Below are 23,723 nucleotides of genomic sequence, written 5' to 3' on the forward strand. Positions count from 1 at the left end.
AGTGTTAGGTGGTTGAAAATATGGGATCACCGACGGTCGCCGCCATCACTTCTTCGAGCGTGGTTTGGCCGGCGGCGGCTTTGCGCAGGCCGTCTTCGCGCAGGGTGCGCATGCCGATTTGACGAGCGTGTTCGCGCAGAGAGGAGAGACCGGCATGCTGATGAATCAAACGTTCAATCGCCTCGTTGACGACGAAGAATTCAAAAATGGCCAACCGGCCCCGGTAACCCGTGCCATGGCACGCCGGACACCCACCGCCCCGGCAAAACCGCCCCTCCGCGACGGACATGCCTGCAGCCTGCACCATGGCCACCCCCGCCGGATCCGGCTCCACTGGCTCGCGACACGACTCACACACCCGCCTCACCAAGCGTTGCGCCACGACCGCCCGCAACGATCCCGCCACCAAAAACGCCGGCAACCCGAGGTCGATCATGCGTGTCACCGCCCCCGGCGCATCGTTGGTATGCAGCGTGGAAAAAACCAAATGGCCGGTCAGCGATGCGTTGATGGCGATTTCCGCGGTTTCGCGGTCACGGATCTCGCCCACCATGACCACGTTGGGGGCCTGCCGGAGCATGGCCCGCAGGGCCGCCGCAAAGGTCAATCCCACTTCACTGCGCACCGGCACCTGGTTGATGCCGGACAACTGATACTCCACCGGATCCTCCACGGTGATGATTTTTCGGTCAGGTCGGTTAATGTCGTGAAGACACGAATACAGGGTGGTCGTTTTGCCCGATCCGGTGGGGCCGGTGACCAGCACCATGCCATCGGCCAGACCGATGAGACGTTTGAGCATGGCGGCATCGTCGTCGGACAATCCCATTTCGCCCAGACCGGGTTTGAGTCCCTCCGCATCGAGAATCCGCATCACGATACTTTCGCCGTGCGCCGTGGGCACCGTGGAGACACGCAGATCGATCGAACGTCCGTCCACCTTAACCTGAATGCGTCCGTCCTGCGGCAGCCGCTTCTCGGCGATGGAAATATCCGCCATGATTTTCACCCGGGAGATCAACGGCAACTGCAGGCGCTTGGGCGGGCTTTCGACCTCGAGCAAACGACCGTCAATGCGGTAACGCACCCGAAAGCGACGTTCCAACGGTTCCAGGTGGATATCCGAGGCGCGCTGGCGCAAGGCTTCGGCGATGATCGCATGGACCCGTTGGATGATCGGAGCGTCATCCTCCGTCACCGCGCCTTCGCTTGGCGCGCCCGCCGCTTCCGTCGATGCAGTCACAGTCCCATCCGCGTCATCCGGGTCACTGCCGTAGTGGCGGGCAATGGCATTTTTGATCGCGGTGGGTGCCGCCAATACCGTTTCGATGGCCCGGTGATGCAAATGGCCCAACTCATCCACCGCCGAAAGATCCAACGGGTCGCTCACCGCGATGCGCAATGAATCCGCCGTTTGCTCCAGCGGCATGATGCCATAGCGCAGCGCCTGTTCGTGGGAAACGAGCGTGAGCGTTTCTCCACTCGCGCGCACGCCGGCGAGTTCGATCACCGGCAGGTCGAGCTCCGCGCTCATGACCGCGCACAGCGCTGCTTCCGTCGTCGCCCCTTGGTCCACCAACATCGCCGCGAGGGACGGCGGCTCCTCGCCGGCATCGATGACGGCGTTCAAACGTGCCTCGGCCGCCTCCAGCTGTGCGGCGGTCACCAATTCCTCCCGCCGGACGAGTTCGATCACGAATTCGTCGGTGGAGGTCATGGCAACGGCGGCGATGAGATCGGAGGCGAGGCGGTCTAGCTCTTCAAGCTCATCAGGAACTCGGCGTTGGTCTTGGTCTTGCGCAGACGCTTGATGAACATCTCCATCGCCTCGACCGGCGGGATGCCCTGCATCGCGCGGCGCAGGCCATAGACCCGCTCCATTTCCGCGGGGTGATAGATGAGCTCTTCCTTCCGCGTGCCGGAGCGATCGATGTTGATCGCGGGAAAAATACGCTTGTCCGAGAGTCCGCGGTCCAGGTGCAGCTCCATGTTGCCGGTGCCTTTGAACTCTTCGAAAATGACTTCATCCATGCGACTGTTCGTATCGATGAGGGCCGTGCCCAGGATCGTCAGCGAGCCCTTGCCTTCAATGTTGCGGGCCGAGCCAAAGAAGCGCTTCGGTTTTTGCAGCGCCGTGGCCTCGATACCGCCCGACATGATCTTGCCGGAGTTGGAAGCGAGCGCGTTATAAGCGCGGGCCAGACGGGTGACCGAATCGAGCAGAATCACGACGTGGTCGCCCTGTTCCACCAAACGGCGGGCTTTCTCGATCACCATCTCGGCGGCGTGCACGTGGTTGGACGGTGCTTCGTCGAAGGTCGAGGAAACGACTTCCCCCTGGGTGTGGCGTTTGAAGTCGGTCACTTCTTCCGGGCGTTCGTCGATGAGCAGCATGATCAACTTGGCCTTGGGGAAATTGTGCGACACCGAGTTCGCCATGTTCTGCATGAGCACCGTTTTACCGGTGCGCGGCGGAGCCACGATAAGACCACGTTGGCCGAAGCCGATGGGCGTGAGCAAATCAACGGCGCGCATGGAGATGTCCTTGTGCACCGGCGACTCCATGAGAATGCGCTCGAGCGGATAATACGGCTCCAACTCTTCAAACGGCGTAACTCCGTTCGCGTCCTCGGGCGGGTTGCCCATCACCGACTCCACGCCGATGACCGCCGGGCATCGTTCGCCTTCGCGTGGCGGGCGCACGATCACTTCGATTTCGTGACCACGCTTCAGCCCGTAGCGCTTCACCAACGACGGCGGCACGTAACTGTTCTCCGGATGGAGACGATAAGAGACGTGCGGATGCACGATGAAGCCGTAGCCATCATCGGTCATATCCAACCAACCATGATCCCACATGGGCAGCGACTTTTCAGCCGCCCGACGGAAGATGGCTTCCATCCACAAGCGACGGCTGGGGACGCCCTCCACGGTCGCGCCCAGTTCGGCCCCTTTGGCCCCCAACTCGGCGATCCCCATGGGGTATATGGATTCAAGAATCAGCGGAACCGCGGAGGATTCACGGGCCGATTGAGCGGCCTGATCAAGCGCGGCCAGGTCTTCAAATTCACTCGGATTGGGTAACTCACCCAGTTTAACCTCTTCCATGCCCGGCGGCAGCGGTTGGGCGGGCGGGCGATCGCGGGGATCACTCTTCTGCCATTTTCCACCCTTTTTACCGCGTTTGCCTTTGCGGTCCCGTTTGTTGCCCCAACGGGATTCGCGATCGTCGCCACCATGACGGTCGGAGTTGCCACCTCCGCCGTTGTTATGGCCGTTGCCTTGATTCTCGCGACCAGACGCCTGCGGGTCGCGGCCGGAATCCGCCGGCCCCCGATCCGTCGGGCGATCGGGCTTGTCCGATTTGTCCGATGACTCCGGGGCCTCGCGCGGCGGACGCGATTCAGGCGTGGATGAACGTGCGGGTTCAGTCGAGGCGGCCGAAGCAGGAGCGGGCGGCGGTGCAACCGGCTCCGATTTCGGCGCGGGTTCAGACGCGGTGGCCGGCGCCGGTTCCGGTGCGGACACCGGTTTGCGCGTGGGCGTAAATTTGGGCGCAGCCGCCGGGGCCGGGGCGGAATCGAGCGGCAGCTCGCTGGTCTCGGCGCCAACCGACTTCTTGGCCGACTTTCGCGGCGTCTTTTTCGTCGTCGTCTTCGTCGAGCGGGTGCGGGTGCGCTTGACCGGCGTTTTCTTCGCAGGGGATTTGGCGGCGTTTTCTTCGCTGCTAGGGGATGCTTGATCGTCCATGGGTTGGGAAAAAAGAGAGGAGAGGACGCCAGTGGACTGGCTGATCGATTCGAGAGTTCTCAGGCGTCGTTCCGCCCGGCGGAAAGCTCCGCGTGCAAAAACTCCACCTGCTCTCGCAGGGCTGAGAGCGTGCCGTCATTCCACAGCACCCTATCCGCTGAATCGATTTTTCGTGCCAAAGGCAATTGCTTCGAAATTCGTTGCTCGGCAAGCGCATGGGAGATTCCGCGCTTACTCAGCCGAGCGAGCTGAACGTCGGCACTTGAGGCGACGCAAACGATGAAATCAAACCAATTCTCCAACCGTTGTTCAAACAACAAGGGAACCTCAAAAACCCAGTTTGAATCCGGCTCGGCGCGCAGCAATTCCCGCCACCGCGCATAAAGCCGCGGATGCACCCAGTTTTCCAACTTGATTCGGGCCTCATCGTCCGAGAAGACCTTGGCTGCCAGTCGCTTGCGATCGATGCTCCCGTCGTCGTTCAGCATCTCGGCCCCCCACGCCCGCCGCACCTCCGCCCTCACCTCCGGCTGGACCAAAATGTGTTCACGCACCAGCGCGTCCGAGTCCACCAAGCGGTAGCCCAATTCCTTGAATAAGTTGGCGGCGGTCGATTTTCCGCAGCCCATGCCTCCTGTGAGTCCTATGACCATGTGGTTTGGTTTCGAGGTCGCCGATAAATGACTTGCCCGTTCTTGTAGCAATTTATTTACAACTAGACCCCTGACGGTTTCCGAAACTCCATGTGACTATCCTTATGTTTCCTGATGTCGACACCCGAGACGCCACCGCCGTCGCTGCGAGAATTCGCGAAATATCGGCCGCGCTGTTTCCCGGGACGTCACCGGAGTTTTTCGACCGGGTTTTTGCGTTGGTGCAGGACATGTTCACGGGAAATTTCCCCGGATTCGCCCCCATCGACATGGATTACCATGACTACCAGCATACGTTGCAGGCGACCCTGTGCATGGCGGATATCATGGCGGGTTACCACCGCCACGGGGAGGGCATCAAACTCACCCATCGCCATTTCGAATTAGGCTTGGCCGCCGCCCTCCTCCACGACTGCGGTTACCTGAAAACCCCGGCCGATGGCGGTGGAACCGGGGCCAAATTCACCTACACCCACGTGCTGCGCAGCTGCGCCGTGGGTGCGTCACAGCTTCCGGCCCTGGGCGCGAATCTGGCGGAACTGCGCACCGTGATCGGCGCCATTCGCTGCACTGGACCCGACGCCGACATTACAAAAATCTACTTCGAGGGCGAAATCGAACAACTGCTTGGCGCGTGCGTCGCCACCGCCGATTACCTCGGCCAACTCGCGGCCGCGGACTACCCGCAGGAACTGGAGATCTTGTTCCGGGAATTCAGCGAATCCGACGACTACATCCACGTGCCCATGGCCGATCGCCTGTTCAAATCACCCGAAGATCTCATTTCCAAAACCCCCGGGTTCTGGCAGCATGTGGTGCTTCCGAAACTCAATCACGAATTTTATGGGGTATACCGTTTCCTGGCCGAGCCGTATCCCGATGGACCCAACCGCTACCTTGAAGCGATCGAACGTAACATCAAAACCATCTCCGGCCTGCCGACCTCCCCTCCCGCTTCCGCTGCCCCGCCAGCATCGTCAGGTTAGCCCGACGCACTCGCCATGCTAGCGACCGTATTTTCGGCCGCCCTGCAGGGAATCGAGGCGGAACTGGTCCACGTAGAGGTCAACGCCGGCGAAACCGGCGAGCCCGATACCGTTCTGGTGGGCCTCCCCGACGCTGCCGTCAAAGAATCCAAGGACCGCGTCAGCTCTGCGCTGTCCAACAGTGGCTTCAAACCGCCCGAGACCCGCACCACCGTCAATCTCGCCCCGGGTCATCTGCGCAAAGAAGGACCATGCTACGACCTCCCCATCGCGCTGGGCATGCTCGCAGCCACCGATCGCCTCGCACCCGACCGCTTGGACGACTTTCTCATCGCCGGTGAACTGAGCCTCTCCGGAGCCACGCGCTCCGTGCGCGGTGCCCTCGCCATGGCGCGACTGGCGCAGCGTTTGGGGAAGAAAGGCCTGCTGCTGCCACCGGAATCGGCGGCTCAGGCCGCATTGCTCAGTGCGGTCGAAGTCTACGCCGTTTCCTCCCTCGACCAAGCTTTCCGGTTTCTCGCCGGTGAGGTGGAACTGGCGCGGGCCACGCCCCTGCCAACCGCGTCGGTTTCCACCGAAGACACCGGCGATTTCGCTGACGTGAAAGGTCAGCACGCCGTGCGCCGCGCCGTCGAAGTAGCCGTCGCCGGCGGCCACAATCTGCTCATGATCGGGCCCCCCGGCTCCGGCAAATCCATGATCGCGAAACGCGTGCCGTCGATCATGCCCGACCCGTCCCTCGACGAAGCCTTGGAGGTGCTCAGTGTGCAGTCCGTGGCCGCCGCCGGCTCCCATCCGGCCGACCATGCCTTCGGTTGCCGGCCCGTCCGCAGTCCTCATCACACCATTTCCGACGTGGGTTTACTGGGCGGCGGCACCGTGCCGGGACCCGGTGAAGTATCGCTCGCCCATCACGGCGTGCTGTTCCTCGACGAATTGCCCGAATTCAAACGCAGCGCTCTCGAAGTGCTGCGCCAACCCTTGGAGGACGGGGTGGTCACCATCTCCCGCAGCGCGGGCAAAGTCACCTTGCCGTGCGCCTTCATGCTGGTGGCGGCAATGAACCCGTGCCCCTGCGGATACTTGGGCGACGCGGACCATGCCTGCCGCTGCACTCCCACCCAAGTTCAGCGCTACCGGGCTCGGGTCAGCGGTCCGTTGCTCGATCGCATCGACCTGCACGTGGAAGCCCCGGCCGTATCGGTTTCCGAACTCCGCAACGCGGCTCCCGGCGAATCCTCCGCCACCATTCGCGCCCGCGTCGCCGCCGCCCGCACGCGGCAGCAGACCCGCTTCGCCGGCACCAAAATCACCTGCAACGCCCGCATGACCCACGCGCAGGTGCGCCGGGTTTGCGCCATCGACCGCGAACTGGGCGACCTGCTGGAGCGGGCCATGAATCAGCTTTCGCTCTCGGCCCGCGCCTACGACCGGATCCTGAAAGTGGCGCGCACCATTGCCGATTTGGCCGATGCTGAACGAATCGCAGCTCCTCACTTGCTCGAAGCCATCCAATACCGCAGTCTCGATCGCACGCTCGCCCTTTGAGCGCCCCGTCCCCTCACCCTCACCTATGAAACGTCTCCCCTTGTCGCTGCTGCTCGTCGGCAGCTTTCTGGCTACTTCACTTTACGCGCAAACCACGGCCTGGAAATCGCTCTTCGACGGCAAAACGCTGACCGGCTGGCAAGCCAACGAAAATCCCGGCACCTGGGTGGTCGAAGACGGCGCCATTGTCACCAAAGGCAACCGCTCCCATCTGTTTTACCAGGGCAACGTCGGCAACCATGACTTCAAGAACTTCGAGTTTTCCGCCGAGGTCATGACCACCCCGGGTTCAAACTCCGGCATCTACATCCACACCAAACTCGCCCCCGATCCCTGGCCGGTCACCGGCTACGAGTGCCAGGTTTTCAACTCCAGCAAAGCCAAGCCCGGAGAGTATTCGGAGCGCAAGATGACCGGCAGCATCTATGCCGTGCGCAACACATGGCGGGCCCCGGCCGTCGACAACGAATGGTTCGTCTACCGCATCAAGGTGTCGGGCAAGACCATCCAGACCTTCATCAATGACGAGTTGATCTGCCAATACACCGAGGGTGCCGACCACTGGCGGGCCGACGACAAAAAAGGCCGCCGCCTGTCGAGCGGCACCATCGCCCTGCAAGGCCACGATCCCGGCAGCACGGTGCGTTACCGCAACCTGCGCATCCGTATGCTTCCCGCGGATACGAGGTCACTTTCCTCCCCGCTCGATGATCCGGAGCTGGATCAACTGCTCTCCCGCATGGCCGACCAGAATTTCGCGCTGATCGACCTCGGCCTGATCGCCGAAACCGTGCAACAGCAACGCGCCCAGGTGGGGTTTTCCCGTCGCCTGGGCTTTACGCTCGGGCACACGTTGAGCCCTTCCGCCACCAACCTCGCTACCTGGGGCGCGAACGGTTCGGTCCTGCTGGTCAACGATCGTTACCAGGCCCCCTCGGTTCCCGCCTTGAAAGCAGCGAAGGCCAGTGGGGTTAAAATTGCCTTCAGCTCCGGCGGCGTCACCCGCCTCGATCCCGAACGGGTCAAGACACGCCTCAAGGCCATCACGGCCGCCGGCCTGTCCTGGCAGGATCTGTGGTGTCCTTGATTTTCGGATACTAGCGCAACAGCTCGCGCGCCGGCTGGTGATTCGGATCGGCGGCGAGCGCACGTTGCGCCGCCGCCCTCGCGGCCGCGCGGTCGCCCTGTTGCCAGTAAACCGTAGCCGCGGCATACGGATAGTCCGGCACATGCGGGGCGATTTCCTCGGCCCGCGCCAGTGACTTCAGCCCGGCCGCGGTATCCGCGCGTTGGATCTGCAACAGCCCGAGATTATACCACGCGCGGTCGAGGGACGGCGTCCGTTGCACCGCCTGCTGGAGCGCGTTTTCGGCTTCGGCCATCATTCCGGCCTCCGCGTAAGCCAACCCCGCCCGAAACATGGCGTCGCCATCGTCGGGTGCGAGTTGCGCGGCTCGATAAAAACTGTTCGCGGCGCCGCGAGCGTCCCCCACCGCCTGCAAAACCTGCGCGTGAACCACGTGAATGCCGGCGGAGTAGCGATCCCATTCCGCCGCCCGTTGCGTAAACGCGGCCGCTTCGTTCAAGCGCCCCAGGTTGGCCAGATACTGTCCCTGGCGTAGTTGCCCGGTCGGTTGATCCAAAGCGAGATCCAGATAGGCGGAAAACTCCGCGGCCCATCGCGGATTCCGGGCGGCCGCCCGCGGTCTCGCCCACGCGGCGTCGAAACGCACGAGTCGGGATTCATCCGACAGCATCGCTTCGATCGCCGACGCCGACTGCGGGTCACCGGTGAGAAACCGCGTGGCCGCCGCCCGCACCAACGGGTCGGTATCAGTGAGGGCGGCCTCCGCCAACTGTCTGACCGCGGCCGTTGGTTCCCCCGGCGTCCGCGCCAGCAAATCCCAATACGTGGCGCGCCACGCCGGGATGTCCTCATTCTCCAACAATTCCAACAGAACGCGCCGGGCATCGACCGCGCCGGCTTGAGCCGCCGCCACCGCTCGCGCGCGTTGCCGCTGCCGGGAATCGAGCTTGTCGCCGAACCATGCATCCGCCTGGGCTACCGCCCAATCGACGGATTGATCAGTATGGCAGCGGTTGCAGGCGTTCGGTATGCCCAGTTCCTTGGTCATGAGCGGGTCGGGCTTCAACCAACCATGATCATGACGCGGCGATCGCTGCATGTAGTTGGTCGTGGGCATGTGGCAGGATACGCACTGATTGCCGGTGGATCCCGCCGAATGACGCGAATGCGCGGTCGGATTGATGATGGGCGCGGTCACGCCTGTCGCCGCCATGGTTCGTCCCGGATTGTCATGGCATTGCATGCACAGCGCATTGTTTTCGACCGGCAAAATCGTCTGCGAGGTGTGAGGGTCGTGGCAATCCATGCAGGAAACCCCAGCGTGATGCATGCGGCTGAGTTTCACCGAGGTCCAGTTGAACACCTCGTCGCGCTGCTGCCCATCGGGCCAGAACGTGGCCGCTTCGGTCGGAAGAGTCAGCCGGAAGTGATCATGGTAGTCACTCCCGGGCTCATACTCCGGCGTGAGGGCTTCGGCCCGGGCGTGGCAGGTCGCACAGGTTTGTTCACTGGCAGTGCGCTCCATTCGCCAGGGTTTCGCGTTGGGTTGACCATGGTCGGGCGGCGTCGGGCCGTGGCATTGGATACAGCTCACGCCCTGTTCCACCCAACTGGAGGCGTAGTGGTCCGTCGCCGCGTCATAGTTTTTCTGATACCCCGTCATGTGACACTGTGCACACATGGAATTCCAGTTCATGCCGCGTCCGGCCCAATGTCCCCACTCGCCCGGCCGCCTCACTTCGTCCCCGAACACCCCAAACCACTCCTCTCGTTCCACATCCCACGTCAATTCGACCGGCTGCAGCCGTCCTTCCTCGGTCTCGACCAGCATTTGCCGGCTCGGATGGTAACCCAGCACGCTATGCACGCGGTAGTCGGTTTCGTGCGCGGTTCCGGCCCCCACCACCACGTGATGTCCGTCCGCTCTGACCTCCATGCGGTAGGTGGTTTCGCCGGCAACGTTGTCCTGCGGCGCGGCAAATGCCGCCTCGAGTTCGGCGGATGCAATCAGTTGATTGGCGTTGGCGTGGTCGGTGCCGCTCCAGGCGGCAAAGACTTCGGCATGACATTCCCGGCATGTGGCGGAGGTCTGCTGCGGGGCGGCCGAAGGGAGGTGCGATCGGGATGCCGCGGCGACATCGAGAATCTGCTCGGTGGGCGCATCGCGTCGGCACGCCCCGAGGATCAGTCCCATCGCCCCAATCAGCCACCAGCAGATCAATCCCGCCCAGCACCGATCCCGCCACGTTCGAATGGCAAGAGCCCGACGTCGGGAGGCAGGTAGAGGGGCAGACATGCTGGCAAACAACGGTCGGAGCTCTTGCAGGTAAAGCCATCAACCCGTGCGACCCGGGATTTTCGTCGCGCTGCGCAGCGTTAACCAAACCTTTTCGACATTCGGACAATCCGCGATTGAAACGCGCTGATAGTTATCAATTATAAAAAGGTGCCCAAACCTAAACGCGTTTCCCAGCAAACCATCGCCCGCGAGCTCGGGGTTTCTCAAGCGCTCGTCTCCCTCACGCTCAACGGCCAGCGCGACCGGATCAGTCCGGATACCTACAAGCGCATCTGGGATTTTGCGATGAAAGCGGGCTACAAACCCAAAGGCATCAAACTGGAGGACTCGCCCAACGACACGCGCACCCGGCAAATCGGCGTCATTCTGCGCGCGGGCGTCAATGTGCATACTCAGGGCAGCTATTTCAGCCACGTGATGCATGGTTTGAACTCCGCCGTGCTCGATCACGGCTACACCACCGCGTTCCTGGGCTCCGAGGATACACTCGATTCCGATCGACTCGCTCAATTTTTCGGCCCGGGCCATGCGATCAAGGGCGTGTTGCTGATGGGTGAGGTCAAGGAGACCTTCCTCACTCAACTGCGCGACCGGACAGAACACATCGCGGCGGTGTCCGCCCGGCACGCAGGCCTCTGCCACTCGGTGTTGGGCAACGAACCGCAGGCGCTTAAATTCTTGGTGCAGCACCTGTATGATTTGGGCCATCGACGCATCGGCTGGTTGGGCGGCAACGCCGGGCTCGGTCGACACGAAACGCGGCTCCACGCCATGCGCTCGGCCAAGCAGGCTCTCGGCCTGGACCATGATCCGCGCTATGAAGTGCTCCGGCAGGAGGGGGATCGCGCCGAGGGATCGGAGGCGATGCTCAGCTTGCTGCCGACGATGAAACGGTCCGATTTTCCGACCGCGTTCATCACTTACAATATCTCCATGGCCATCGGCGCCATCCGCGTGCTCCAACGGGAAGGGAAACACGTGCCCGCCGATATCAGCATCGCCGCCGCCGACTATTCCTCCACGGCCAGCAAGTTCACTCCCCGCATCACCTCGGCAGGTTGTGATCCGGTGGTGCTTGGCCGCAGCGCCGCCGAATTGGTGCTCAGTGAGTCATCCAAAGCGGGCGGCACGCTGAACGATTTGGTGCTGGCATCCCAACTTTACGTGGGCGAGTCAACCAGCGCCGCCCGTTAGGGTTTTTGCAGAGAATCAGCTTTGAGGGGATTTAGGGGTTGTTTATTTATAATTATTACTTCTAAAAATCTCCCTACCCCTTGATGACCTCATACGACCTCGCAGTTTTAGGCCTCTACTTTGTTTTCATGCTCACGATCAGCTGGGTCTTCCGGCATTTCGTTTCCGACGTTGGAAGTTACTTTCGCAGTGGCGGCCAAGTGTTGTGGTGGATGGCGGGAGGCTCCGCCTTCATGGTGTCCTTCAGCGCCTGGACTTTCACCGGCGCGGCAAGTCGTGCGTATCTCGATGGTTGGCCGATCCTTATAATATTTATCGCCAACGCGGTGGGGTTTTTCCTCAACGCGGCATATTTCGGCCCCAAAATGCGGCAACTGCGGGTCATCACTTCCATGGAAGCCGTCCGACAGCGATTCGGCCGCGGTAGTGAACAGACGTTCACGTGGATCGTGCTGCCGCTGCAAATGATGAGCGCCGGCATCTGGCTCTACGGCATGGGGGTCTTTTTCGCCGCAGCCTTCGGCTTTGATGTGCGCACAACCATCGTGGTTACCGGAGTCTGCGTGCTGCTGATGTCGCTCGTGGGTGGCAGCTGGGCGGTGATTGCCAGCGATTTTGTGCAGGTGTTGATCCTCATTCCCATCACGGTGATCACCGCGGTGTTGGCGGTCGCCCACGCGGGTGGCCTGGACGTGGTGGTTGAAAAACTCAGCACGACTTCGCTCAACATGGACAAGTTGTTCACCGACGACTTTCTCCTGTTTTGGTGCGTGGCGATTTTCCTGAAACAGTTTCTGTCCACCAACAACCTCAACGACGCATCGCGCTATCTCTGCGTCAAGGACAGCAATCACGCCCGCAAAGCCGGTTTGCTCGCCGGATTTCTTTTTCTGGGCGGCGTGGTCTTCTGGTTCCTGCCGCCCATGGTGCAGTCGCTGGACCCCACCGATCTGGGCACGGTTTTCCCGAGCTTGGGCAAGCCGGCCGAAGGAGCCTACTTTGCCATCGCCCGCACGGTTTTCCCCGTCGGCATGATGGGGCTGCTCGCCGCCGGTATTTTCGCCGCGACCATGTCATCCATGGACTCGGGCTTGAACCGCAATGCGGGGATTTTCGTCAAGAATCTCTACCAACCGTTGCTGCGACCTCACGCCAGTGACCGGGAATTGCTCACGGTCGGCAAGTCCATGACCGTCGCGCTGGGTTTGATGGTGATCGGCATCGCCATCTTTTACAGCCAGATCAAGGGACTGTCGCTCTTCGAGCTGATGCTGAAATTCCAGATTTTGGTCAGCCTGCCCTACGTGGTTCCATTGGTGCTCGGTCTGATCATTCGTCGCACCCCCGGCTGGGCCGGTTGGTCGACGCTGATCGTGTGTTTCGCCGTGAGTTACCTCACCACCACCTACCTGGATGCGGAATGGGCCGTCGCCCAGTTCGGCTCCACCGACGGCATCAACACGTGGGAGCGTCAAAACTGGGAACAAGGTATCGGGGTCTTCACCATCACCGCCGCCGGCGTGTTGTGGTTCTTGTTCTGCCGCCGCTTTTACAAAGGTCAAAGTGACGCGCAAAAAGCCGACATCGAAACATTCTCCCGCAATCTCGACAAACCAGTTGATTACGCGGCCGAAGAAAGTGCACCGGCTTCGGACAACAAGCAGGCCCGTTTGATGGGCTGGTTGTGCATTCCCTACGGCGGCGTGGTCATCTTGATGGCCTTTATTCCCAATCCGTTTCTGGGCCGTATGGCGTTTATTTTCTGCGGCGCCACCGTCACGATCATCGGCACGTTCCTGGTGCGCCAATCCCGCGCCGCATCGTCGAATTAGTGGGCGCTGACCATGGCAAACTACCGAGACAAAGTCGTGTTGCTGCCGCCGAACCGAGTGTGGCGTTCCTACACCGGTGGGGCGTTACTCGACCAGATTTCCGGAGCGAGCACTCCTGCCGACAATCACTTTCCGGAAGACTGGATCGGCTCCCTCACCCGCGCGATCTCGCCCGGACGCGAAGAGATCGCCGAGGGAATTTCCACGGCCATCGTGGACGAGCAATCGTGCGATTTCGGGACGCTGCTGGCCTCCGATCCCGATTACTTTCTCGGCGCTGATCACGTGGCGAAACACGGCCCGAGCCCGATGCTGTTGATCAAATTTCTCGATCCGGCCATCCGCCTGCACTTCCAGTGTCATCCCTCGCAGGAATTCGCCCGCCGGGTGCTGAATTCGCCCAGCGGTAAAACCGAGGCCTACCACATTCTCCGCACCCGTCCGGAAGAATCCGCCCCCTTCATTTACGTGGGCTTCCAACGTCCGCCCGACCCGGCCGACTTGAAGCGCTGGATCGAAACCCAGGACATCGCCGCGATTGAAGCCTGCTTTGACAAAATCCCGGTTAAACGGGGCGACACCTTTCTGATCCCCGGCGGCGTGCCGCACGCCCTCGGTCCGGGCGTATTCATGGTTGAGATACAAGAGCCGACCGACTTCGTCGCGCGTTATGAGTTTCAGCGCGGCGGTTACGAACTGCCGGAAGCGGCCCGGTTCATGGGGCGGGACGTCGATTTCGGCGTGTCCTTGATCGATTTCATGCCCCGCCCCCTGTCAGCCATCGAGACGCACTCCCGCTGTGGGCCGCGCGACCGTCAAGAGCGGGGCCCCGCTTCCTGGCAGGAGACGCTTATCGGCCCCGATCAGACGCCGTGCTTCCGGGTGGGTCGCACCTGCTTCGCCGATCCCATCACCAAGGCCGAGGACTCATTTTACATCGGTATCGTCACTGCCGGTTCACTCGAACTGCACGTCGGCGACCAGTCCCTTCAACTCAACACCTACGACAAGTTCTTTTGCCCGGCCGGTTTGGAGTCCCTTGAGCTCCGACCCCACGGAAATGCCGAGATCTTGGAGTGCTACCCCCCACTCTAGCCATGCCTCGCCCAGCTTCCATCCTGCAATGTCTGACTCCCATCGAAATACAGGAGTTTCTTCCCGGATCATCCGCCGATGAGATTCGTGCGCTCGCCCCGGTGCTGACCACCGTCGACCCCACCAATCTGTCCCACTCGGCTTGGCGCGATCTCCTGTTTCAACGCAACCCGGAGGTGCTGGTGGCGTGCTGGGCCACGCCGGATTTGCCGCCCGAACTGCCCCCGGCATTGCGGTATGTGTGCTACTTTGCCGGCTCCATCAAAAGACTGGTGCCGCGCGAACACATCGAACTCGGCCTGATCGTCACCAATTGGGGCAACTCCATTAGTCGAATCGTCGCCGAGGGCGCTTTGCTTCACGTGCTCGCCGGCATGCGCAACTTCACCCATTGGACGATTGCGATGCACACGCAGGGCGCGTGGAAAAGTCGCACGTCCCGCTCGGCCTCCCTGTTCGGCCGCCGGGTCGGCATTCGCGGTTTCGGTCGCGTCGCGCATGAGCTGATCGCATTGCTGCGTCCCTTCGGCTGCACCATCTCAGTGTTCGCCCCCGATCTCACCCCCGCCATTGCCGAACAAAACGGTCTACGCGTGGCGTTCGATCTCAATGAACTGATGCGCGAAAATGACGTTGTCGTGGAACTCGCGCCGCTGATTCCGGAGACTCGGGGTTCCATCACCAAAGCCCATCTGGAGCTGCTGCGGCCCGGCAGCGTGTTTGTCAATGTCGGCCGCGGTGCCACCGTTGACGAACAGGCCTTGCTTGAAGTCGCCCGCGGCGGACAGATCTTCGTCGGTTTGGATGTGTTCGGCGAGGAGCCACTGCCCGCCGACTCGGGCTTCCGCAATTTACCCAACGTCTCCCTCACGCCCCATCTCGCCGGCCCTACCACCGACCGTCGCTGCGACGCCGGTGCGTTCGCCCTGAAAAACCTTCGCGCCTACGCCGAAGACCGCCCGATGGAGAGTGTGATCACCCTGCCCATCTACGACCGCTCGACTTGAGCCCCCTTGACCTACGTTAACATATTGAATCTCCCGGACTCCTACCGCCACTGGCAAAACAACGCTCGCGCCTTGCTCGAACCTCTCGTGCCACTCATGCGCGAGGGCTACGCCGATCTTCCGATCACGGGTCAAGCCAGTGATCACGATGCCCAGGCCGATCGCCTCGAATCATTCGCCCGCCCGCTCCTGCTGGCGGCCCACTGGTTGCAAACCGTCGCCGTGCCCGAAGATGCCGACTTCCGCCGCACCATCGGCGACTGGTTTCGGGCCGGACTGGCGATCGGTTCCGACCCCGAGAGCCCGCACTACTGGGGACCGGATGCGAACTACCATCAGCATCATGTGGAAATCGGTCTGCTCGCACTCGCCCTGCAGATCGCTCCCGCCGAGCTCTGGGACCCCTTACCACCCGCCCACCAGGACCGGATCGCCCGTTGGCTGGGCACCTCCCGCGGCAACGGCATCGTTAACAACAACCACTACTTCATGGGGATCCACATTCTGGAATTCCTCATCCAAAAGGGCTATGGTCGCCCCACTGATCGGGTCGTGATCGATACGTTTCTCGACCGCCTCGAAGGCATGCATCGCGGCGGTGGTTGGTTCGAGGACGGCATCAATCAAGCCTACGATCACTACAACGCCTATGCGTTTCACTTTTATGGCCTGTGGTGGGCCAAACTCCACGGCCGCGACCAACCCGAACGCGCCCAACGTTGGAAGGACTGGGGCAAACTGTTTGTGCGCGACTACGTGCACTTCTTCGCCGCCAGCGGTGAGCATCCCGCGTTTGGCCGTTCCATCACCTACCGGTTCAACGGCATCAATGTCTTCGGTTTGGCCGTCGCCACCGACTCCACCGATCTCCCCCTCGGCCAACTCCGGCGGCTGTGCACGCGCAACGTGGATTTCTTTCTACGGCATCCCATCCAACAATCGCAGGGCCTGCTTTCCATCGGCTGGCTCAACGAGTTCCCGGATCTCGGCGAAAGCTACTCCTGCGCCGGTTCCCCCTATTGGTGCGCCAAGGGCCTCTCCCCAATGCTGCTGCCGCCCGAGCATCCGTTCTGGCACGAGGCCGAGGTTCCACTGCCCTCCGAACAGGGCGACCACACCCACGTCGTCCCCACCGCCGGTCTCACCGTGCGCAGCATCGATGGCGAGGTGGAGATCATCAACGCCGGTTCCCAAATCTCCAACATGCACGTGCGTTACGGGGCTTGGAAATGGAGCAAGACCGCTTACCGCACCGGCGTCGATTTCACCATCGCCCGCCCCGCGCCGACCAACTGGTCCGCCGACTCGGCACTCACCCTTCATCTGCCCGACGGACGCGTGTTTGGTCGACACTCCACCGTCGCGATCGAGATGACAAACGAACACGCGCGCTACGTCTCCAACCTCGGCTTCAAAACGGAACAAGCGAACTGCAGCGTCGACACGGGCGTGTGGTGGAACCGCGGGTGGATCCTCCAAGTGCACGCCTACGAATGCCGCCAGCCCGGCGTGCTTCGAGTCGGCGGCTACGCGTTGTCCGACCACCAAAGCGATGCGTTCACCATCGAAGACGCCTCCCCGGTTCTCTCCGCCTGGAAGGACGGACAGGGCACCACTTTGCAGCCGATTCACGGCTTCACTTCCACCGCCTGGGAGCGACGCCTCGACGACTCCACCCCGCGCACTCACATTCGCGCCCCTTACCATGTCACCGCCACGGCGGACAGCCCCACCGTCGGTGCCGCCGCCGGTGAAACCGGCGTGCTCATCGCGCTGGCCTGGACCGGTCCCGACCGCGCCGAAGCTCAACCTTGGGCGCTGACCGCCACCGCCGCCGGGGCTTGGACGCTCCTCCACCCCGAACTGGGCGAATGGCACCTCGCCCACGACCTCCTGCCTGCGATCCCTGCTCCATCATGAGACGTTCCCTCCTCGCCCTCGTTCTTCTCACCGCCGCGCTTCCGGGCGCCGTTTGCGCCGCGAATTCCGCGGACCACGTGCCCGCCCACGGTCCCCGCACCATGGTGCTCAGCGGTCAACGCGAAGCCTTTCGCGCCTATTGCACCACCGGTGCCGGCGCCGAAGCATTCGCCCGCATCAAGCATGATCTGGATACGGTCTACATGGCCTTCCCGCATCCGGCCGAGCCTCTGACCTACGGCGATCCCGAGCCCAGCAAACGCGACACCTACAAGACCGACCGCTGGCGCGGCGTGCAGGATCTCGCCGGCAACATTTCCGGCATCGCGGAAGCCGCGACGTTCGCCTGGCTCGTGACCGGCGAAGACCGCTACCTCGCCAAGGCCAAGGAGTTTCTCCTCACCTCGACCGATTGGCATTTTGCCCCCGACTGGGAGTCCGGCGAGGTTCTCGGCGCCACCGACGTCTACTACAATGACGAAGGCAACTTCCGTCTCTGGCGCAAATTGCCGCTGATTTACGATCAATTGCGCGACGAGCTGACCGACGCCGAACGCGCCCGCGTGCTCGCTCATTTCAAGATTCGCGGCGAACGCACCGTGCGTTGGATCCGCGAGTCCAACGTGCAAGGTCTCAAGCGTAATTCCCTTGAGGTAAAACCCTCCAGCCACCCGGTGCGTTTCATGGCCATGGTCGGGTTGACCGCCCTCGCGCTCTGGGACGACCTGCCCGACGAAGCCCGCGCGTGGTGGGAGTTCGCCTACTCGTTCTACCGCGATCAATTCAGTCCGTTCGCAGGCGACGCCGGCGGCTGGGCCGAAGGCAGCGCCTACTGGCGCGGCACCTTCGAACACGCCGGTTTCCAGGACGCTCTGCTCGCCATTGGCGATCCCTCCGCCTACGCCTCGCCGTTCTGGCGCAACACCGGTTACTTCGCCGTCTACAACGTGCAACCTTACCTGCACACCACGTTCGGCGACGCCTCCAATGCCGGACACTTCAATCTCGAACCCGTCATGGCCGACTACCTCACGCACCTCGGGCGCGTTCAGGGCAATGGCTACTTCCTCTCTTACGCCGCCCTGTGCGACGATCCCCGCGAATCGCCGTCGCTCATGGGCATGGGTAAACTCGCCCGCACCTACCCGACCGCCGGTGAGTTTCTCATTCGCAACTTCATCGGCAGCGCGTTCCCCGAACCGGCACCGGCGCCGCTGAGCGAACTCCCTCCGTATCGGTTTTTTGATGACGTCGGTTGGGTGTCGATGCACTCCGCCCTCGGCGACCCCGCCAACGACATCCACATCACGTTCAAGAGTTCCCCCTACGGCTCTTACAGCCACAGTCACCCCGACCAAAACAGTTTCATTCTCAACGCCTACGGCGAGGGTTTGGCCATCAATTCCGCCAACCGCGAATTTCACCGCTCCCCCCATCACAAGGGCTGGACCTGGCAGACCATGTCCAAAAACGCCGTCCTGATCGACGGTCAGGGGCAAGCCCAACAGGACAAGCATGCGACCGGCAAAATCACCCGTTTCGAAACCGGCGACCGCTACGTGTGGACCACCGGCGACGCGCTGGTGGCTTACCAAACCATGCAACCCGAGGGTCAGCTCAAACGCGTCACTCGCGATCTCCTTTTCATCGATCAGCGCTACGTTGTCGTGCGTGATCGTGTGGACACAGGGAAACCATCCCATCTCGCCTGGCTGTTGCACGGCGAGATGGGCATGGCCTGGCACAACCAACGGCAGCAGGCGATCATCGATGGCGAAGCCGCCTCCCTCACCGCCGCCATCGTCTCCCCCGATGTCGATTGGTTCGCCACCATCACGGATGAGTATCCCGTGCCCATCGATCCCCGCTATCGCTCCAAGGAGACCTACGCCTGGGTCACGGCCGAGTGGCGGGATCACCTGAACCTCACCCTCGAGTCCCGCGAGGCCGCCACGACCTACACCGTGTTCGCCGTGCTCTGGCCCGAACCCGAGCTCGGGGGCGCCACGGCCCTTACCGCCCGGGTCGATCAGCAGGGACGCATGGTCGTCGACCGTCCCGACGGACGCACCGACACCATCACCCTGACCGACACCACGGTGTCCGTGAAATGATCAATGCGCGTATTCTCCGCCCCACTACGAATTTGCGGGGGTAGCCCGTATCATGCCGCCCTCACGCTGGCGACCCTCGCGTCGCTGGCGATCAACCTCGCGGCGACGTCCCCGACATACCCCGGCGCGGAAACTCACGTCTACCGGGAGGCCGAACCGGAACCCGTTCGACTCCACGTCTTCAAACCGGAAGGATGGAAACCGTCGGATCAACGCCCCGCCTACGTGCGTTTTTTCGGTGGTGGCTGGCTCCACGGTTCACCCGATAAATCCGTTGGCCCCGCCCGCGATGCCGCCCGTCAGGGCATGGTGGGAATCGCGCCGGACTATCGCGTGAAAGAACGCTGGCCCGCGGCGGATGCGACCTGGTCGGTCGCCGATGCTCGCCGCGCCGTGCACTGGGTCCAGACCCATGCCGCTGAGCTCGGGGTCGATCCCGCCAAAATCATCGTGGCGGGAACGTCGGCCGGCGCCCATCTGGCGCTGTGGACCGCCCTCCACACCACGCCGGCCGGTCTCGATCCGGCGGACGCTCCCGCGCCACCGTTGGCCGCGTTGATTCTGCATTGCCCGCCATCGGACACCAGCGCCCGCACCGGAGTCGGCAGCTCCCGGTTTCACTCCCCCCGCCCCGACGATTTTTCCCCCTTTCACCATCTGGATACGGTGATACCCCCGGTGTTGTTGATTCACGGCGACGCCGACGCTCTCGTGCCTTATGCTCAATCGGTCGCGCTGCATCAGGCGTTGATCGATTCCGGCAACACTTGCGAATTTTACACCGTGCCCGGCGGCGGTCACAACTACGCCGGTGATGTGCCAAGTTGGAAAAGCAAAGTGCCGCGACTCCAACAGACATTCCTCGAAAATTTGAACCTACTCCCCGTTCGCCCCTGAACCGTTCCCTCATGTCCTCTTCCCCCAAACTTCGCGGTAAAAGCGCCCTTGTCACCGCCGGCGCCCAAGGCATCGGTCTGGCCACCAGCCGCGCCCTGCTCGACGCCGGCTGCGACGTCTTTGTCCACTACCATACGAGCCTGGCGGGTGCCGAAGAACTGGCCGCCCACGCCGCCTCCCTCGGACGCACGTTCGGCCACGCCGCCGGTGATCTCACGACTCCCGACGGCGGCGAGAAACTGGTCGCGTCCGCCGTCGCCGCACTGGGCGGACTTGATGTCTTGATTAACAACGCGGGATCATTGGTCGCGCGTCACACCCTCGACACCATTGACGACGCATTCTGGTCCCACGTCATGGCCCTTAACGTCGAGAGTATGGTCCGGGTCTCTCGCGCCGCCGCCCCGCATTTGGCCACCGCCGCGAAAACCAGTGGGGGTGCGAGTATCGTCAACCTCTCCTCCCTCGCCGGCCGCAAAGGCGGCCACGCCGGGTCACTCGCCTACTCCACGGCCAAAGGTGCCGTGCTCACCTTCACCCGCGCACTCGCCAACGAGCTCGGGCCCCAAGGTATTCGCGTTAACGCCCTGGCTCCGGGCCTGATCCTCGGCACGTCGTTTCACAACACCCACACGACCGATGCCTCCGCGCAGGCCACCATCGCCGCCATCCCGCTCGGGGTCGCCGGCAAACCCGAAGACGTTGCCCGCGCGGTGGTTTTTCTGGCCGGAGAATTCGATGGTTTTATTTCCGGCGCCACCCTCGACATCAACGGCGGCGTTTGGGCCGGTTAACCTTCTCCTGTTTTCACTATGCTACCCCTCCGCGCCTTACTCCTCGTCGCGACCATCGTCTCTCCCACGATTGCCGCGGAACGTCCCACTTCGTTGGCGGCCGACGCCCTGCCCACGCCGTCGTTCGCCGCCTCCCGGATCAGCACCCCGCAAGTGTTGGTCTCCCTCGATCGATCCGACTGGACCTACGCTTGCGGTGAACCCGCCACCTTCACCATCCGGGTTTTGGCCGACGGGTCGGCGGTGGACGGCGCCGTGATCAATTACCGGCTGGGGCCGGAGAAGTTTGAAACGCTCGTGGAGGCGGTGCCGGTTCCGACCGCGGGGCTCGTCCTCCCCGCCGGCACCATGGAGGTGCCGGGATTTCTTCGCTGCATTGTCGAATACACCTTGGACGGAAAATCCTATCGCGGTCTCGCCACCGCGGGATTCGCCCCCGAAGCCATCGAGGCGACGCAAACCGCGCCCAAAGATTTCGATGACTTTTGGCAACAGCACCTCGACGCCATGCGCAAGGTCCCCCCGCGTCTGCAGAAGACGCTGGTGCCGGAAGCGTGCACGCCGGAGGTCAATGTCTATCATGTGAGTTTCGAGTCGTGGAATTTCGGCGGACGCACCATGCCCTTCTACGGCGTGATGACCGAACCCACCGCACCGGGGCACTACCCCGCCGTGCTCCGCGTGCCCGGCGCCGGCGTGCGCCCTTATCATGGCGAAATGGCTCTCGCCGCGCGCGGTAACATTGTGCTGCAGATGGGCATTCACGGCATCCCGATCGATCTGGAACAGCCGCTCTACGACAACCTGCGTTACGGTGCTCTCAACTACTACCCGACGTTCAACATGGACGATCGCGACAGCTATTATTTCCTGCGGGTGTATCTGGCCTGCGTGCGCGCCAATGACGTGCTCGTGGCGCACGAAAATTGGGACCGTAAAAACCTCGTGGTCGCGGGCGGCAGTCAGGGCGGACAGCTCACGATCGCAACCTCGGCGCTGGATGATCGCGTGACCGGGAGCGTGGCTAACTTCCCGGCGTTTTCCGACGTCACCGGCTACCTTCACGGTCGGGCCGGTGGTTGGCCGCACCTGTTGGCCAAACCCGAGCACCAGACCGACGCCAAGATCAACACCGCCCGCTACTACGACACAGTTAACTTCGCGCGTCGCCTGCACGCGCCGATCAGCCTGGGTTGGGGTTACAACGACGAAACGTGCCCCGTCACGAGTCTTTTCGCAGTCCACAACAGCATCACGGTCGAGAAATCACTGCAACTGCACTTGGAGATGGGCCATCGCTCGTCGCCCGAATTCAACGACCGCTATCTCGATCGCATTGTCGCGATGGCTCACCCGGTCGCGACCACCCCTTGAGCTCCGCCGTGTCGGCCCATTTTTCGACCCTACCCCTTTATGACCATCCGATCATTTCTCCTGCTGGGCCTGTGCGCCTCGCTTTCACTCGTGGGCACGACCGTGGCCGCTGATCCCAGCGTGGGCATTCCCCGGGCCGGCAACGCCAAGTTTTACCGGCTGCACAGTGAATTTCTGAAGCGGGCGGGCGAAGGCCGTGTCGGCGTGCTGTTCCTCGGCGATTCCATCACCGAACAATGGGCCAATGTTCCGAGCCTGTGGGAATCGGCCTGGGGCCAATACGATCCCGCCAACTTCGGCATCGGCGGTGATCGCACTGAATACATCATCTGGCGCATCGAGGAACACGAGCTCGACAATATCTCGCCAGCCGCCGTGGTGCTGCTGGCCGGCACGAACAACACGGCCGAGAATTCCGCGGCTGAAATCTCGGCCGCCATGCGAAAAATGGTCGCCCTGATCCAGGAGAAATTGCCCGACACCAAAATTCTACTGTTGGCAATTTTTCCCCGCGGCCCGCGCGTCCAGGGCAACGGAGTCGTCGACCCGTGGGAACTGCGCATGGCGAAGATCAACGAGATCAATGCCGACCTCGCCACGCTCGACGACGGCGACCGCGTGCGTTTCCTCGATCTAGGCCCCGCATTTCAAAATGAAGACGGGACCATCCCCGACCGTATCATGCCGGACCAACTTCACCTGAGTGAAGCCGGCTACGAAATCTGGATCGAACAAATGTCTCCCTTGCTCGCCGAAATGGTCGGAGATTATGAAGCGACGCACCAGGGCCGGGCCGTCAATCTGTCCACCCGGGCGCGATTGGGGGCGGACCAGGATACGGTGGTCGCCGGTCTGGTGGTGCGCGGCGGTCGCAAGGATTTTCTCATCCGCGCCGTCGGTCCCACGCTCAGCAATTTTGGCGTGACCGACTCGCACCCCGACCCTCGCATGGTGATTCGTGACGAACACAACGAAATCGTGGCGACCAATGATCGCTGGGATTCAAACTTGTCCACCTCGTCGAGCCAAGTGGGCGCATTCCCTTTGAATCCCGGCAGCAACGATGCACTGGCCCGGGTGACCTTGGACCCCGGCGCTTACACGGTGGAGGTCACAGGCCCCGCGGGCACCACCGGCAACGTGCTGGTCGAGTGCTACGAGCTGCCCTGAACT

At 62.4% G+C, this 23,723-nt stretch carries 17 protein-coding genes; 13 read left to right on the plus strand and 4 right to left on the minus strand.

Going from position 1 to position 23,723, the window contains the following annotated elements:
- Positions 1–4: 4 nt before the first annotated feature.
- The 3 genes from PXH66_RS10090 to coaE are packed head-to-tail and all read right to left on the minus strand — an operon-like array spanning position 5 to position 4,403.
- Positions 5–1,717, minus strand: a complete 1,713-nt coding sequence (locus PXH66_RS10090) for a GspE/PulE family protein (RefSeq protein WP_330931464.1) — start codon at positions 1,715–1,717, stop codon at positions 5–7.
- Positions 1,718–1,752: 35 nt separating this feature from the next.
- The gene (rho, locus tag PXH66_RS10095; RefSeq protein WP_330931465.1) at positions 1,753–3,750 is read right to left on the minus strand and encodes a transcription termination factor Rho; all 1,998 of its coding nucleotides are present in this window, start codon (positions 3,748–3,750) and stop codon (positions 1,753–1,755) included.
- Positions 3,751–3,809: 59 nt separating this feature from the next.
- Complete coding sequence (gene coaE / locus PXH66_RS10100) at positions 3,810–4,403, minus strand: dephospho-CoA kinase (RefSeq protein ID WP_330931466.1); 594 nt, start codon at positions 4,401–4,403, stop codon at positions 3,810–3,812.
- 104 nt (positions 4,404–4,507) lie between these two features.
- Here coaE and PXH66_RS10105 point away from each other — a divergent pair, with 104 nt between their 5' ends.
- Genes PXH66_RS10105 through PXH66_RS10115 form a run of 3 tightly spaced genes read left to right on the plus strand, consistent with a single transcriptional unit; the run spans position 4,508 to position 8,024 of the window.
- Positions 4,508–5,389, plus strand: coding sequence for an HD domain-containing protein (locus PXH66_RS10105; RefSeq protein ID WP_330931467.1), 882 nt, complete (start codon positions 4,508–4,510; stop codon positions 5,387–5,389).
- Positions 5,390–5,404: 15 nt separating this feature from the next.
- The gene (locus PXH66_RS10110) at positions 5,405–6,937 is read left to right on the plus strand and encodes a YifB family Mg chelatase-like AAA ATPase (RefSeq protein WP_330931468.1); all 1,533 of its coding nucleotides are present in this window, start codon (positions 5,405–5,407) and stop codon (positions 6,935–6,937) included.
- Positions 6,938–6,962: 25 nt separating this feature from the next.
- Complete coding sequence (locus PXH66_RS10115; protein WP_330931469.1) at positions 6,963–8,024, plus strand: 3-keto-disaccharide hydrolase; 1,062 nt, start codon at positions 6,963–6,965, stop codon at positions 8,022–8,024.
- A gap of 10 nt (positions 8,025–8,034) precedes the next feature.
- Here the strand turns inward: PXH66_RS10115 and PXH66_RS10120 are convergent, their stop codons facing one another.
- Positions 8,035–10,320 carry a cytochrome c3 family protein gene (locus PXH66_RS10120; RefSeq protein WP_330931471.1) on the minus strand — a complete coding sequence of 762 codons (2,286 nt, stop codon included), beginning with the start codon at positions 10,318–10,320 and terminating at the stop codon, positions 8,035–8,037.
- 150 nt (positions 10,321–10,470) lie between these two features.
- Between PXH66_RS10120 and PXH66_RS10125 the strand changes: the two genes are divergently transcribed.
- The 10 genes from PXH66_RS10125 (at position 10,471) to PXH66_RS10170 (ending at position 23,720) form a co-directional block, all read left to right on the plus strand.
- The gene (locus tag PXH66_RS10125; RefSeq protein WP_330931472.1) at positions 10,471–11,517 is read left to right on the plus strand and encodes a LacI family DNA-binding transcriptional regulator; all 1,047 of its coding nucleotides are present in this window, start codon (positions 10,471–10,473) and stop codon (positions 11,515–11,517) included.
- An 83-nt stretch (positions 11,518–11,600) separates the two neighbouring features.
- Complete coding sequence (locus PXH66_RS10130; protein ID WP_330931473.1) at positions 11,601–13,349, plus strand: sodium:solute symporter family transporter; 1,749 nt, start codon at positions 11,601–11,603, stop codon at positions 13,347–13,349.
- A gap of 12 nt (positions 13,350–13,361) precedes the next feature.
- Positions 13,362–14,444 carry a class I mannose-6-phosphate isomerase gene (locus tag PXH66_RS10135; RefSeq protein ID WP_330931474.1) on the plus strand — a complete coding sequence of 361 codons (1,083 nt, stop codon included), beginning with the start codon at positions 13,362–13,364 and terminating at the stop codon, positions 14,442–14,444.
- A 2-nt stretch (positions 14,445–14,446) separates the two neighbouring features.
- Positions 14,447–15,451: a hydroxyacid dehydrogenase gene (locus PXH66_RS10140; RefSeq protein WP_330931475.1), complete on the plus strand. Its 1,005-nt coding sequence runs from the start codon at positions 14,447–14,449 to the stop codon at positions 15,449–15,451.
- A gap of 6 nt (positions 15,452–15,457) precedes the next feature.
- Positions 15,458–17,371, plus strand: coding sequence for a DUF2264 domain-containing protein (locus PXH66_RS10145; protein ID WP_330931476.1), 1,914 nt, complete (start codon positions 15,458–15,460; stop codon positions 17,369–17,371).
- Entirely contained in the window at positions 17,368–19,485 is a 2,118-nt protein-coding gene (locus tag PXH66_RS10150; RefSeq protein WP_330931477.1) for a heparinase II/III domain-containing protein, read from the plus strand. Before PXH66_RS10145 ends, PXH66_RS10150 begins: the two co-directional genes overlap by 4 nt.
- 3 nt (positions 19,486–19,488) lie before the next feature.
- Positions 19,489–20,382, plus strand: a complete 894-nt coding sequence (locus PXH66_RS10155) for an alpha/beta hydrolase (RefSeq protein WP_330931478.1) — start codon at positions 19,489–19,491, stop codon at positions 20,380–20,382.
- 11 nt (positions 20,383–20,393) lie between these two features.
- The gene (locus PXH66_RS10160; protein ID WP_330931479.1) at positions 20,394–21,176 is read left to right on the plus strand and encodes an SDR family NAD(P)-dependent oxidoreductase; all 783 of its coding nucleotides are present in this window, start codon (positions 20,394–20,396) and stop codon (positions 21,174–21,176) included.
- Between the two features lie 18 nt (positions 21,177–21,194).
- Entirely contained in the window at positions 21,195–22,550 is a 1,356-nt protein-coding gene (locus tag PXH66_RS10165; protein WP_330931480.1) for an acetylxylan esterase, read from the plus strand.
- Between the two features lie 39 nt (positions 22,551–22,589).
- Complete coding sequence (locus PXH66_RS10170) at positions 22,590–23,720, plus strand: GDSL-type esterase/lipase family protein (protein ID WP_330931481.1); 1,131 nt, start codon at positions 22,590–22,592, stop codon at positions 23,718–23,720.
- Positions 23,721–23,723: the final 3 nt, after the last annotated feature.

Source organism: Synoicihabitans lomoniglobus (assembly GCF_029023725.1).
In the GTDB taxonomy this organism is placed as follows: Bacteria; Verrucomicrobiota; Verrucomicrobiia; order Opitutales; family Opitutaceae; genus Actomonas; species Actomonas lomonigloba.

Excerpts from the sequence above, each read along its gene's own strand:
- PXH66_RS10150 (WP_330931477.1), top strand. The coding sequence starts at position 17,368 with ATGAGACGTTCCCTCCTCGCCCTCGTTCTTCTCACCGCCGCGCTTCCG.
- PXH66_RS10130 (WP_330931473.1), top strand. The coding sequence starts at position 11,601 with ATGACCTCATACGACCTCGCAGTTTTAGGCCTCTACTTTGTTTTCATG.
- PXH66_RS10165 (WP_330931480.1), top strand. The coding sequence starts at position 21,195 with ATGCTACCCCTCCGCGCCTTACTCCTCGTCGCGACCATCGTCTCTCCC.
- PXH66_RS10110 (WP_330931468.1), top strand. The coding sequence starts at position 5,405 with ATGCTAGCGACCGTATTTTCGGCCGCCCTGCAGGGAATCGAGGCGGAA.
- PXH66_RS10170 (WP_330931481.1), top strand. The coding sequence starts at position 22,590 with ATGACCATCCGATCATTTCTCCTGCTGGGCCTGTGCGCCTCGCTTTCA.
- PXH66_RS10115 (WP_330931469.1), top strand. The coding sequence starts at position 6,963 with ATGAAACGTCTCCCCTTGTCGCTGCTGCTCGTCGGCAGCTTTCTGGCT.
- PXH66_RS10155 (WP_330931478.1), top strand. The coding sequence starts at position 19,489 with ATGCGCGTATTCTCCGCCCCACTACGAATTTGCGGGGGTAGCCCGTAT.
- rho (WP_330931465.1), bottom strand. The coding sequence starts at position 3,750 with ATGGACGATCAAGCATCCCCTAGCAGCGAAGAAAACGCCGCCAAATCC.
- coaE (WP_330931466.1), bottom strand. The coding sequence starts at position 4,403 with ATGGTCATAGGACTCACAGGAGGCATGGGCTGCGGAAAATCGACCGCC.
- PXH66_RS10090 (WP_330931464.1), bottom strand. The coding sequence starts at position 1,717 with ATGACCTCCACCGACGAATTCGTGATCGAACTCGTCCGGCGGGAGGAA.
- PXH66_RS10140 (WP_330931475.1), top strand. The coding sequence starts at position 14,447 with ATGCCTCGCCCAGCTTCCATCCTGCAATGTCTGACTCCCATCGAAATA.
- PXH66_RS10160 (WP_330931479.1), top strand. The coding sequence starts at position 20,394 with ATGTCCTCTTCCCCCAAACTTCGCGGTAAAAGCGCCCTTGTCACCGCC.
- PXH66_RS10120 (WP_330931471.1), bottom strand. The coding sequence starts at position 10,320 with ATGTCTGCCCCTCTACCTGCCTCCCGACGTCGGGCTCTTGCCATTCGA.
- PXH66_RS10135 (WP_330931474.1), top strand. The coding sequence starts at position 13,362 with ATGGCAAACTACCGAGACAAAGTCGTGTTGCTGCCGCCGAACCGAGTG.
- PXH66_RS10105 (WP_330931467.1), top strand. The coding sequence starts at position 4,508 with ATGTTTCCTGATGTCGACACCCGAGACGCCACCGCCGTCGCTGCGAGA.